The organism is Caulobacter flavus (genome assembly GCF_003722335.1).
Taxonomy (GTDB): domain Bacteria; phylum Pseudomonadota; class Alphaproteobacteria; order Caulobacterales; family Caulobacteraceae; genus Caulobacter; species Caulobacter flavus.
Genome location: NZ_CP026100.1, coordinates 5,304,688 through 5,317,941, shown reverse-complemented (window position 1 = coordinate 5,317,941; position 13,254 = coordinate 5,304,688). Strand labels below are relative to the sequence as shown.

Below are 13,254 nucleotides of genomic sequence, written 5' to 3'. Positions count from 1 at the left end.
GTTTCAATAGCCTAGAGTGGCCACTCCTTTTCGTCCTTGCGACGTACAGTAGACTGTCTCACGCAGCGGGTGTCAGCCCCAACCGCTGGGCCAACGCCCCTGCCATATCGTTCAGCCGCTGCGCCAACGCCCGTGCCAGGCCTTCCAGCCTCGGGGCCCAATCATCCGCCTCGTCCGGCGTGAAGGCTCGCGCGTTCGAATACCAGGGACAGCCGGTCGTTCCCAGCAGCGGCCAGGACGGGTTGGAGGCGAGGATCCAGGTCTCGACGCCGCAGGCGGCCGCCAGGTTGCTGGTGGCGGTCATCGGGCCGATCATCATGTCCAGTGCGCAGGCCAGGGCGGCGACGCCCTCCAGGTCCTGCATCAGGTCCAGGCCCGGCGGGCGGTGGATCGCCAGGCCCAGAGCTTGGGCGCGGGCCAGGTCCGGCTCGGCCTCGCCGTACTGGAGGTTCACGAACACCGCGCCGCTTGTCGCCAGCACCGGCGTCCAGGCCTCGAACGGCGCGAAGCGGCGGGCGCGCAGGCCCGCCATCAGGCCGCTGCGCCAGAGGATCCCGACCTTTCGGCCGGGGCCAAGGCTTTCCAACCAGATCCGCCAGTGGGCGACGCGGGCCGGATCGGGCGCGAGGAAGGGCTTGGCGCCGGCGAAGCTCTCCGGCGTTCCACGCAGCAGCGGCAGCAGGTCGCCGATCGGGGCCCAGGCCTGGATCGGGCCCGCGTCGGGAACGGTGCGGCGCAGGCGGCCGGCGAGGCTGGCGGTGGCGTGGCCGATCACCCGCGCGGCGGGCCAGGCGCGGGCCAGCAGCGGAACGAGGCGCGGCTCCACCGCCAGGGTCAGCCGGCCGGCGGGACCCAGGGCGACCAGGGCGTCGCCGATCATTGAGCCGAACATCACCTCGTCGCCCAGGCCCTGCTCGCCGACCAGCATCAGCGACAGTCCCGCCAGGGGCCGGGCGGGCGTCCAGCGCGGGGCGGCGATGTCGAAGGCCAGGGCTTCGCGCCGCTCGGGCGCCAGGCGGGCGGCGTAGTCTTCCCAGCCGCCCAGGTCGCCCAGGCACAGGCGGGCGGTGGCGCGGGCCAGGCGTACGGCGGCGGCCTGGGGCGGCGTCGGCCCGGCGGCCAGCGCGGCGTCGCAGGCGGCCTTGGCGGCGGACGCGTCGCCGACGTCGAGGCGGGCCAGGGCGGCATTGGCCAGGATCGGCACGTCGCGCGGCGCCAGCCGCAGGGCCTCGTCGTGGAACACCCGGGCGTCGGCGTCGTCGCCCTTCTGGGCAGCGATCGAGCCGAGCAGGCTCCACAGGTGCGGGGCCTGCGGGGCGTCGGCCATCGCCTCGCGCACGATCGCCAGGGCCTCGTCGCAGCGGTCCAGGTCGCGCAGCACAGCCGCCAGATCCTGGGCGTCGGCCAGGTCGCCCGGCGCGGCGGCGCGCACGCGGGCCAGCAGGTCGGCGGCCAGGGCCGGCTGGCCCATGCGGCGGGCCAGCCGGGCCAGGTCGCGTACCCCGTCGGGATCGGCCGGGGCCTTCAGGTGCGCTTCCCGCAGGGCTTCGAAGGCCTGGGGCAGGGCGCCGGCCCGCTCGCGCGTCAGGCCGATCAGGCGCAGGGCCAGGCTCCCGCCCTCGGGCAGGGCGGCGGCGGCCAAGGACTCGGCCCGCGCGAAGTCGCCGTCCGCCAGCGCGTCCCCGGCGCCGACCAGCCGCTTGCGGGCGGCGGCGGGAACCTCGTCCAGCCGCGCGGCGATCCGGTGCAGGGGCGAAAGCGGCCGCGCGGGCGCGGCCTTGGGGCGGGTCTTGAGCGCGGCGGTCATCGGCGGGCCTTCGCAAGGGGGAAGCGTCACCGGGTTGAACGAAGCCTGCCCGCGAAATTGGTCGCTCTTTCCCCCTTTTCATCCTCGCTTCGATCCCCTATATCGGCCCGTTCACGAAGACATTTCGGCGGAACGCGCACGCGTGTGTCCGCCCTTCAACGCCCCGAGGCGCGATCACCCGCCCTCCGATCCGCGCGAAGGGGCGCCCGCCAGGCTTCCGGTCCCGGTCGCCAGGCAGGAGAATCCAGCGTCCGCAGCTCCCTGAACAAGGGAGCGGCGAGGGTGGACGCCGAGGCATTCGAATTCACGCGCGGATTCCGTCCGCGCCGCAGGGAAAAAACATGGCGCAATCCTTCACCGGCAAGAAGCGGATCCGGAAGTCGTTCGGCCGCATTCCCGAGGCTGTGCAGATGCCGAACCTCATCGAGGTTCAGCGCTCCTCCTACGAACAGTTCCTGCAGCGCGAGGTCCGTCCGGGCCAGCGTCGCGACGAGGGCGTCGAGGCGGTCTTCAAGTCGGTGTTCCCGATCAAGGACTTCAACGAGCGCGCCGTGCTCGAATACGTCTCGTACGAGTTCGAAGAGCCCAAGTACGACGTCGAGGAATGCATCCAGCGCGACATGACCTTCGCCGCGCCGCTGAAGGTCAAGCTGCGCCTGATCGTCTTCGAAACCGAGGAAGAAACCGGCGCCCGCTCGGTCAAGGACATCAAGGAGCAGGACGTCTACATGGGCGACATCCCGCTCATGACGGACAAGGGCACCTTCATCGTCAACGGCACCGAGCGCGTCATCGTCTCGCAGATGCACCGTTCGCCGGGCGTGTTCTTCGACCACGACAAGGGCAAGACCCACGCCTCGGGCAAGCTGCTGTTCGCCGCCCGCGTGATCCCGTACCGCGGCTCGTGGCTCGACTTCGAGTTCGACGCCAAGGACATCGTCTACGTCCGCATCGACCGTCGCCGCAAGCTGCCGGCCACGACCTTCCTCTATGCCCTGGGCATGGACGGCGAAGAGATCCTGACCACGTTCTACGACGTCGTCCCGTTCGAAAAGCGCAGCGGCGGCTGGGCCACCCCGTACAAGCCCGAGCGCTGGCGCGGCGTGAAGCCGGAAGTCGCCCTCATCGACGCCGACACCGGCGAGGAAGTCGCTCCGGCCGGCCAGAAGATCAGCGCCCGCAACGCCAAGAAGCTGGCCGACGGCGGTCTGAAGACCCTGCTGCTCGGTCCGGAAGCCCTGACCGGCCGCTACCTGGCCCGTGACGCCGTCAACTTCGAGACGGGCGAAATCTACGCCGAAGCCGGCGACGAGCTGGACGTCACCACGATCCAGGCCCTGGCCGACCAAGGCTTCGACACCATCGACGTGCTCGACATCGACCACGTGACGGTCGGCGCCTACATGCGCAACACCCTGCGCGTGGACAAGAACGCCGTCCGCGAAGATGCGCTGTTCGACATCTACCGCGTGATGCGTCCGGGCGAGCCGCCGACGGTGGAAGCCGCCGAGGCAATGTTCAAGTCGCTGTTCTTCGACGCCGAGCGCTACGACCTGTCGTCGGTGGGCCGCGTGAAGATGAACATGCGCCTCGAGCAGGAAGTCTCGGACGAAGTCCGCGTCCTGCGCAAGGAAGACGTCCTGGCCGTGCTGCAGCTGCTGGTCGGCCTGCGCGACGGCCGCGGCGAAATCGACGACATCGACAACCTCGGCAACCGCCGGGTGCGTTCGGTCGGCGAACTGCTGGAAAACCAATACCGCGTCGGCCTGCTCCGCATGGAGCGCGCGATCAAGGAACGCATGTCGTCGGTCGATATCGACACCGTCATGCCGCACGACCTGATCAACGCGAAGCCCGCGGCCGCCGCCGTCCGTGAATTCTTCGGCTCGTCGCAGCTGTCGCAGTTCATGGACCAGACGAACCCGCTGTCGGAAATCACCCACAAGCGTCGTCTCTCGGCCCTCGGCCCGGGCGGTCTGACCCGTGAGCGCGCCGGCTTCGAAGTCCGCGACGTTCACCCGACCCACTACGGCCGGATCTGCCCGATCGAAACGCCGGAAGGCCCGAACATCGGTCTGATCAACTCGCTGGCCACCCACGCGCGCGTCAACAAGTACGGCTTCATCGAGAGCCCGTACCGTCGCGTGAAGGACGGCAAGCCGCAGGACGAAGTCGTCTACATGTCGGCGATGGAGGAGTCCAAGCACGTCATCGCCCAGTCGAACATCAAGGTCGACGCCGGCGAGATCGCCGACGACCTGGTTCCGGGCCGCATCAACGGCGAACCGACCCTCCTGCAAAAGGAGACGGTGGACCTGATGGACGTGTCGCCGCGCCAAGTCGTGTCGGTGGCCGCCGCCCTGATCCCGTTCCTCGAAAACGATGACGCCAACCGCGCCCTCATGGGTTCGAACATGCAGCGTCAGGCCGTTCCGCTCGTCCAGTCGGACGCCCCGCTCGTGGGCACCGGCATGGAAGCGGTCGTGGCTCGTGACTCGGGCGCCGTGGTCATCGCCAAGCGCACCGGCGTCGTCGAGCAGATCGACGGCACCCGCATCGTCGTGCGCGCCACCGAAGAGACCGATCCGGCCCGCTCGGGCGTCGACATCTACCGGATGTCGAAGTTCCAGCGCTCGAACCAGTCGACCTGCATCAACCAGCGTCCGCTGGTGAAGGTGGGCGACAAGATCAGCGCCGGCGACATCATCGCCGACGGTCCGTCGACGGAGCTGGGCGAACTGGCCCTGGGCCGCAACGCGCTCGTCGCGTTCATGCCCTGGAACGGCTACAACTTCGAAGACTCCATCCTGATCTCCGAGCGCATCGTCCGCGACGACGTCTTCACCTCGATCCACATCGAGGAATTCGAAGTCATGGCCCGCGACACCAAGCTCGGTCCGGAAGAAATCACCCGCGACATCCCGAACGTCGGCGAGGAGGCCCTGCGCAACCTCGACGAAGCCGGCATCGTGGCCATCGGCGCCGAAGTGCAACCGGGCGACATCCTGGTCGGCAAGGTCACGCCGAAGGGCGAAAGCCCGATGACCCCGGAAGAGAAGCTGCTGCGCGCCATCTTCGGCGAGAAGGCCTCGGACGTCCGCGACACCAGCCTGCGCCTGCCCCCGGGCGTCGCCGGCACGATCGTCGACGTGCGCGTCTTCAACCGTCACGGCGTCGACAAGGACGAGCGCGCGCTCGCCATCGAACGCGCCGAGATCGACCGCCTGGGCAAGGACCGCGACGACGAGTTCGCGATCCTGAACCGCAACATCTCGGGCCGCCTGAAGGACCTGCTGATCGGCAAGGTCGCCCTGTCGGGTCCCAAGGGCCTGCAGCGCGGCGAGATCACCGCCGAAGGCCTGGCCGGCGTGGCTTCGGGCCTGTGGTGGCAGATCGCTCTCGAAGACGAGAAGGCGATGGGCGAACTGGAGTCGCTGCGCCGTCTGTTCGACGAGAACCGCAAGCGCCTCGACCGTCGTTTCGAAGACAAGGTCGACAAGCTGCAGCGCGGCGACGAACTGCCCCCGGGCGTCATGAAGATGGTCAAGGTCTTCGTCGCGGTGAAGCGCAAGCTGCAGCCGGGCGACAAGATGGCCGGCCGTCACGGCAACAAGGGCGTCATCTCGCGCATCCTGCCGATCGAGGACATGCCGTTCCTCGCCGACGGCACCCACGTGGACCTCGTGCTGAACCCGCTGGGCGTGCCTTCGCGCATGAACGTCGGTCAGATCTTCGAAACCCACCTGGGCTGGGCCTGCGCCAACCTCGGCAAGCAGATCACCGGTCTGCTCGAGGACTGGCAGCACGGCGGTCAGAAGGAAGCCCTGGTCCAGCGTCTGCGCGACGTCTACGGCCCGGACGAAGAGCTGCCCGACACCGAGGAAGACCTGGTCGAACTGGCCAAGAACCTGGGCAAGGGCGTTCCGATCGCCACCCCGGTGTTCGACGGCGCGCGCATGGAAGACATCGAGGGTCACCTCGACATGGCCGGCGTGAACCGCTCGGGTCAGTCGATCCTGTTCGACGGCACCACCGGCGAGCAGTTCAAGCGTCCGGTCACGGTCGGCTACATCTACATGCTGAAGCTGCACCACCTGGTCGACGACAAGATCCACGCCCGTTCGATCGGTCCGTACTCGCTGGTCACCCAGCAGCCGCTGGGCGGCAAGGCCCAGTTCGGCGGTCAGCGCTTCGGGGAAATGGAAGTGTGGGCTCTGGAAGCCTACGGCGCGGCCTACACCCTGCAGGAAATGCTGACGGTGAAGTCCGACGACGTGGCCGGCCGGACCAAGGTCTACGAGTCGATCGTCCGCGGCGACGACACGTTCGAAGCCGGTATCCCGGAAAGCTTCAACGTGCTGGTCAAGGAAATGCGCTCGCTCGGCCTGAACGTCGAGCTGGAGAACAGCTGATCCGGATCTCCCTCCTCTGCCCATCTTTCCCAGGAAAGAAAGGCGCAGGGGAGGGGCCACTTTCAGCCTCTTCTCCACTTTGAATTTTCGCGGGTAGTCCCGCAGAAGGAACCAAGATGAACCAGGAAGTCCTGAACATCTTCAATCCGGTCCAGGCCACGCCGACCTTCGACCAGATCCGCATCTCGCTCGCTTCGCCGGAAAAGATCCGTTCGTGGTCGTTCGGCGAGATCAAGAAGCCCGAGACCATCAACTACCGCACGTTCAAGCCCGAGCGTGACGGCCTGTTCTGCGCCCGTATCTTTGGCCCGACCAAGGACTACGAATGCCTGTGCGGCAAGTACAAGCGCATGAAGTACAAGGGCATCATCTGCGAAAAGTGCGGCGTGGAAGTCACCCTCGCCCGCGTTCGCCGTGAGCGCATGGGCCACATCGAGCTGGCCTCGCCGGTCGCCCACATCTGGTTCCTGAAGTCGCTGCCCTCGCGCATCGCCATGATGCTCGACATGCCGCTGAAGGACATCGAGCGCGTCCTGTACTTCGAATACTACATCGTCACCGAGCCGGGCCTGACCCCGCTGAAGCAGCACCAGCTGCTGAGCGAAGACGACTACATCCGCGCTCAGGACGAGTACGGCGACGACAGCTTCACCGCCGAGATCGGCGCCGAGGCCGTCCAGAACCTGCTGAAGGCCATCGACCTCGAAAAAGAGGCCGAGCGTCTGCGCGAGGAACTGGCCGGCACCGTGTCGGACATGAAGCAGAAGAAGTTCAGCAAGCGCCTGAAGATCCTGGAAGCCTTCCAGGAGTCGGGCAACCGTCCCGAGTGGATGGTGCTGACCGTCGTGCCGGTCATCCCGCCGGAACTGCGCCCGCTGGTGCCGCTGGACGGCGGCCGCTTCGCCACGTCCGACCTGAACGACCTGTATCGCCGGGTCATCAACCGTAACAACCGCCTGAAGCGCCTGATCGAGCTGCGCGCGCCCGACATCATCATTCGCAACGAAAAGCGGATGCTGCAGGAGTCGGTCGACGCCCTGTTCGACAACGGCCGTCGCGGTCGCGTCATCACCGGCGCCAACAAGCGGCCCCTCAAGTCGCTGGCCGACATGCTGAAGGGCAAGCAAGGCCGCTTCCGTCAGAACCTGCTCGGCAAGCGCGTCGACTACTCGGGCCGTTCGGTCATCGTCGTGGGTCCGGACCTGAAGCTGCACGAGTGCGGCCTGCCCAAGAAGATGGCGCTCGAGCTGTTCAAGCCGTTCATCTACGCGCGCCTGGACGCCAAGGGCCTGTCGGGCACCGTCAAGCAGTCCAAGCGCATGGTCGAGCGCGAACAGCCCCAGGTGTGGGACATCCTCGAAGAGGTGATCCGCGAGCACCCGGTCCTGCTGAACCGCGCCCCGACGCTTCACCGTCTGGGCATCCAGGCGTTCGAACCGAAGCTGATCGAGGGCAAGGCCATCCAGCTGCACCCGCTGGTCTGCGCCGCGTTCAACGCCGACTTCGACGGCGACCAGATGGCCGTGCACGTCCCGCTGAGCCTGGAAGCTCAGCTGGAAGCGCGCGTCCTGATGATGTCGACCAACAACATCCTGTCGCCCGCCAACGGTCGCCCGATCATCGTGCCGTCGCAGGACATCGTCCTGGGCCTGTACTACCTGTCGGTCGCCCGTGACGGCGAGCCGGGCGAAGGCAAGATCTTCTCGGACCTGGGCGAGATCGAAGCGGCCATGGACGCCGGCGTCGTGTCGCTGCACGCCAAGATCAAGTCGCGCTTCACCGAAGTGGACGCCGATGGCGTGGCTCGCCGCCGCGTGATCGACACCACGCCGGGCCGCATGAAGATCGCCGCCCTGCTGCCGCGCCACCCCGCGATCGGTCACCGACTGATCGAGAAGGCGCTGACCAAGAAGGAAATCGGCAACCTCATCGACATCGTCTACCGCCACTGCGGTCAGAAGGCGACGGTGATCTTCGCCGACCAGGTCATGGGCCTGGGCTTCAAGGAAGCCGCCAAGGCCGGCATCTCGTTCGGCAAGGACGACATCATCATTCCGAAGCGCAAGGAAGCAATCGTCGCCGAGACGCGCGCCCTGGCCGAGGAATACGAGCAGCAGTACGCCGACGGCCTGATCACCAAGGGTGAGAAGTACAACAAGGTCGTCGACGCCTGGGCCAAGGCCACCGATCGCGTCGCCGACGAGATGATGGCCGAGCTTCAGATGAAGCATAAGGACGAGAACGGCCGCGAGAAGGAAATCAACGCCATCTACATGATGGCCCACTCCGGCGCCCGTGGTTCGCAAGCCCAGATGAAGCAGCTGGGCGGCATGCGCGGCCTGATGGCCAAGCCGTCCGGTGAAATCATCGAGACCCCGATCGTCTCGAACTTCAAGGAAGGCCTGACCGTTCAGGAGTACTTCAACTCCACCCACGGCGCCCGTAAGGGTCTGGCCGACACCGCGCTGAAGACCGCCAACTCGGGTTACCTGACCCGTCGTCTGGTCGACGTCGCGCAGGACTGCATCATCGTCGAGGAAGACTGCGGCACCACCAAGGGCATCACCCTGCACGCCGTGGTCGAAGGCGGCGACGTGCTGGTCTCGCTGGGCACCCGCGTCCTGGGCCGCTTCACGGCCGAGGATGTCAAGGATCCGGCGACCGGCGAGCTGGTCGCTCCGGCCGACACCTACATCGACGAGAACATGGCCGACGCCATCGAGGCGGCGGCTGTCCAGTCGGTGAAGGTCCGCTCGGTCCTGACCTGCGAAGCCAAGATCGGCGTCTGCGGCGCCTGCTACGGCCGCGACCTGGCCCGCGGCACCCCGGTCAACATCGGTGAAGCTGTCGGCGTCATCGCCGCCCAGTCGATCGGTGAGCCGGGCACGCAGCTGACCATGCGTACGTTCCACATCGGCGGCACGGCCCAGGTGGCCGAGCAGTCGTTCTTCGAAAGCAGCAACGACGGTGTCGCCCGCGTCAGCGGCGCCACGGTCGTGGCTTCGGACGGCGCCCTGGTCGTGATGAGCCGCAACACCTCGGTGAGCGTGCTGGTCGACGGCAAGGAACGCGAGAACTACAAGCCGCCGTACGGCGCTCGCCTGAAGATCAAGGACGGCGACACCGTCAAGCGCGGCCAGCGTCTGGCCGACTGGGACCCCTACACCACGCCGATCATCACCGAAGTCGGCGGCCGCATCCGCGCCGAAGACCTGGTGGACGGCTTCTCGGTCCGCGAGGAAGTCGACGAAGCGACGGGCATCGCCCAGCGCGTCATCGCCGACTGGCGTGCGTCGGCCCGCGGTTCGGACCTGCGTCCGGCCATGGGCGTGCTGGCCGAGGATGGCAGCTACAAGCGTCTGTCGAACGGCGGCGAGGCTCGCTACCTCCTGTCGGTCGGCGCCATTCTCTCGGTGGCCGACGGCGACGAAGTGAAGCCGGGTGAGGTCATCGCCCGTATCCCGACCGAAGGCGCCAAGACCCGGGACATCACCGGTGGTCTGCCGCGCGTCGCCGAACTCTTCGAAGCCCGCCGTCCGAAGGACTGCGCGGTCATCGCGGAAATGGACGGCCGTGTCGAATTCGGCAAGGATTACAAGAACAAGCGCCGGATCAAGATCACTCCGGACGTCGACGCCGACGGCAACCAGCCCGAAGCGGTCGAGTTCCTGATCCCGAAGGGCAAGCACATCGCGGTGCATGATGGCGACTACATCACGCGCGGCGAGTACATCATCGACGGCAACCCGGATCCGCACGACATCCTGCGCATCCTGGGCGTCGAGGCCCTGGCCAACTTCCTCGTCGACGAGATCCAGGAGGTCTATCGACTGCAGGGCGTGCCGATTAACGACAAGCACATCGAGACGATCGTTCGTCAGATGCTGCAGAAGGTCGAGATCATTGAGCCCGGCGACACCGGCCTCATCAAGGGCGACCACCTTGATAAGCCGGAGTTCGACAAGGAGCAGGACAAGGCGATCGCCCGCGGCGGCCGTCCGGCTGTGACCCAGCCGGTGCTGCTCGGCATCACCAAGGCCTCGCTGCAGACCAAGAGCTTCATCTCGGCCGCGTCGTTCCAGGAAACGACCCGCGTCCTGACCGAAGCCTCGGTGCACGGCAAGACCGACACCCTGGAAGGCCTGAAGGAAAACGTCATCGTGGGTCGCCTGATCCCCGCTGGTACGGGTTCCTACCTGCGCAGCCTGCAGCGCGTCGCCGCCAAGCGCGACGAGCAGCTGGCCCAGCAGCGCGAAGAGGCGATGGAGCCGCTGCCGGCGGAAATCGCGCTCTCGGACGCCGAATAGGCGTCCGAGCTGCTCGGAAACCGGGATGCCTCAGGCATCCCGGGCTGACGCCGAGTAATCGGCGGCGGACAGCCTCAAGGGTTGTGCTAGACAAGGAGCGGCCGGGGAAACCCGGCCGCTCTTTTGTTTTGCGCGGTCGCCGGGGCGGCCGGATGTCGGGGGACGTCCATGTTTCGCAGCCTCTCGATCGCGGCGGTCGCGGCCGCCCTGGGCCTGACCGCCTGCGCGCCGGAGATCCCGCCGGATCCCAAGCCCTCGGACGGCTTCACGGGCGCCGACAAGGTCGCGATCGACGAGGTGTTTCAGGTGGTCACCGGCACGTTTGCCGAGCCGAAGGAGGTGCTGTTCCGTGATCCGCTGATCAGCGACGTCGAAGGAAAGGGGCGGTTCGTCTGCCTCGACGCGGCCATGCCGGGCGAGCGCTGGACGGGGTTCGTCGCGCAGAGGATCCCGAACGAAGAGGCCTATCAGGTCGTCCGAGAGCAGGACGCCCTGTCGCCCAAGGCTAGGCCGCAGTGCAGGGCGCTGGTGCTCAAGTATCTCGGCGAGCAGGATGTCGACTGGTACGACGCCGAAGTCGCCTACAACAAGGCTGGCTGCGCCCATCTCGACACGGCCTACTGGGAAGCCTGGAAGATGGCCTGCAACGGCAGGATCACCCGACCTGCCAAGACCGAAAAGCCGGCTGCATAAGTTTGGCAACCTTCGGTGGCAATGTGACGAATTGTAAAAAGACTCTCGTTATTTCAGCGCGTTAAATGAAATTTCAGGCGGTCGGCGTGAAAAGGAGTGCAAATTCCTTCCTCTTCGCCCGGACCCCATGCGCTCGGACATCTCCACCAAGGTCAGCCTGACCATCGCCGCCGCCTTCGCCGTCCTGCTGGCCGGCCTGCTGGGCGTCGTCGCCTGGAGCTCGCTGGGCTTCGCCAAGGGGCAGGCCATCGCCCAGCAGGAAACCAGCATGCGGGTGGCCTGGGACGTCATCGGCCGCCAGGGCCAGGCGTTCCGCCGCGAGGGCGACCAGCTGCTGGTCGGCGACCACGTGCTGAACGGCGACCTGGCCGGCGTCGACCGCGTCAAGGCGCTGGCCGGCGGCGTGGCCACCGTCTTCGCGGGCGACAAGCGCATCACCACCAACGTCGAGAAGCCGGACGGCTCGCGCGCCGTCGGCACCAGCCTCGCCCAGGGCCCGGTCTATGACGCCGTGCTCGGTCGCGGGGAGCCCTATCGCGGCGAGACCAAGATCCTCAAGCGCGACTACTTCGTGGCCTACGACCCGATCAAGGACGCCTCGGGCCAGGTGATCGGCGTGATGTTCGTCGGCGTGCCCAAGGCCGACTACTTCGGTCCGGTCTATCGCCAGCTGGCTTGGCTGGGCGCGGCCGGCGTGGTGCTGGGCCTGGCCGGCGGCGTCGCCTCGGTGCTGACCGTTCGCCGCCAGCTGTCGCCGCTGAAGACCCTGCGCGAGGCCATGGCCCGCCTGATGAAGGGCGACCTGAACGTGGCGCTGCCGTTCGCCGGCCGCCGGGACGACATCGGCCTGATGGCCGACGCGGTCCACGCCTTCCGCGACGACGCGGAGGCCAAGCAACGCTTCGAGGCCGACGCGGCCAACCATCGCGACCAGGCCGAGGCCGACCGCGCCGCCGCACAGGCTCGCGACGCCCGCTCGGCCCGCGAGCAGAGCCAGGTGGTCGAAAGCCTGGCCCAGGGTCTGGGCCGCCTGTCGAACGGCGACCTGACGGTCCGCCTCGATCAGCCCTTCGCCCATGACTACGAAGGCCTGCGCAGCGACTTCAACCAGGCCGTCGAGCGGCTGGAAGCGGCGATGAGTTCGGTGGTCGACGCCGTCGGCGCCCTCAACGCCGGGGCCGGCAGCATCGCCGACGCCTCGTCCGACATCTCCGACCGCACCGAGCAGCAGGCCGCCAGCCTGGAAGAGACGGCCGCGGCTCTGGAAGAAATCACCGTCACGGTCCGCCGCACCGCCGAGGGCGCGCGCGGGGCGCACATGGCCGTGCGCGAGGCCCAGACCGAGGCCGGCCGTTCGCGCGCCGTGGTCGAGGACACCATCGCCGCCATCGGCGGGGTCGAGGCCTCGTCCCACCAGGTCGGGCAGATCGTCGGCGTGATCGACGAGATCGCTTTCCAGACCAACCTGCTGGCGCTCAACGCGGGCGTCGAGGCCGCGCGCGCCGGCGATGCGGGCAAGGGCTTCGCGGTCGTCGCTCAGGAAGTCCGCGCCCTGGCCCAGCGTTCGGCGGAAGCCGCCAAGGAGATCAAGGTCCACATCGCCGACAGCGCCCGCCAGGTCGAGGCCGGGGTCAAGCTGGTCGGCCGCACGGGCGAGGCCCTGCAGAAGATCGTCGCCCAGGTCGAGGCCATCGACGGCATCGTCAGCCAGATCGCCGCCGGCGCCCAGGAGCAGTCGGTGGGCCTCTCGCAGGTCAACACCGCCGTCAACCAGATGGACCAGGGCGCCCAGCGCAACGCGGCCCTGATCAGCCGCTCGGCCGGCGACAGCCGCAACCTGGTCACGGCCGCCGACGAGCTGTCGGGCATGGTCGCCCGCTTCCGCACTTCGCAGGCGTCGTCGCCCTTGCGCCGCGCAGGCTGAGCCGGAGGCGCGTCAAGCTTGGCCTTGGGCTTGACGCCCAGGGCCGGTACCGCTCTGAGTGCATGCGATCGGCTGTTGCCGCTTCGCGTGTTCGGGGGTGGGTGTGTTTTC

The 13,254-nt window shown here is 67.7% G+C and carries 5 protein-coding genes; 4 read left to right on the top strand and 1 reads right to left on the bottom strand.

Going from position 1 to position 13,254, the window contains the following annotated elements:
* Positions 1-58: 58 nt before the first annotated feature.
* Positions 59-1,807, bottom strand: coding sequence for a tetratricopeptide repeat-containing glycosyltransferase family protein (locus C1707_RS24285; protein ID WP_101713307.1), 1,749 nt, complete (start codon positions 1,805-1,807; stop codon positions 59-61).
* A 341-nt stretch (positions 1,808-2,148) separates the two neighbouring features.
* Between C1707_RS24285 and rpoB the strand changes: the two genes are divergently transcribed.
* From rpoB to C1707_RS24265, 4 genes are all read left to right on the top strand, one after another.
* Positions 2,149-6,219 carry a DNA-directed RNA polymerase subunit beta gene (rpoB, locus tag C1707_RS24280; protein ID WP_101713306.1) on the top strand — a complete coding sequence of 1,357 codons (4,071 nt, stop codon included), beginning with the start codon at positions 2,149-2,151 and terminating at the stop codon, positions 6,217-6,219.
* A gap of 116 nt (positions 6,220-6,335) precedes the next feature.
* Positions 6,336-10,526, top strand: a complete 4,191-nt coding sequence (rpoC, locus tag C1707_RS24275; protein WP_101713305.1) for a DNA-directed RNA polymerase subunit beta' — start codon at positions 6,336-6,338, stop codon at positions 10,524-10,526.
* 168 nt (positions 10,527-10,694) lie between these two features.
* Positions 10,695-11,219: a hypothetical protein gene (locus C1707_RS24270; RefSeq protein WP_101713304.1), complete on the top strand. Its 525-nt coding sequence runs from the start codon at positions 10,695-10,697 to the stop codon at positions 11,217-11,219.
* A 127-nt stretch (positions 11,220-11,346) separates the two neighbouring features.
* A complete protein-coding gene (locus tag C1707_RS24265) occupies positions 11,347-13,143 on the top strand; it encodes a methyl-accepting chemotaxis protein (RefSeq protein ID WP_101713303.1) in 1,797 nt (598 codons plus the stop codon).
* Positions 13,144-13,254 lie beyond the last annotated feature (111 nt).

What these genes read in the sequence shown, in the direction of transcription:
- C1707_RS24285 (WP_101713307.1), bottom strand. Translation starts at nt 1,807, where the DNA reads ATGACCGCCGCGCTCAAGACCCGCCCCAAGGCCGCGCCCGCGCGGCCG.
- rpoC (WP_101713305.1), top strand. Translation starts at nt 6,336, where the DNA reads ATGAACCAGGAAGTCCTGAACATCTTCAATCCGGTCCAGGCCACGCCG.
- rpoB (WP_101713306.1), top strand. Translation starts at nt 2,149, where the DNA reads ATGGCGCAATCCTTCACCGGCAAGAAGCGGATCCGGAAGTCGTTCGGC.
- C1707_RS24265 (WP_101713303.1), top strand. Translation starts at nt 11,347, where the DNA reads ATGCGCTCGGACATCTCCACCAAGGTCAGCCTGACCATCGCCGCCGCC.
- C1707_RS24270 (WP_101713304.1), top strand. Translation starts at nt 10,695, where the DNA reads ATGTTTCGCAGCCTCTCGATCGCGGCGGTCGCGGCCGCCCTGGGCCTG.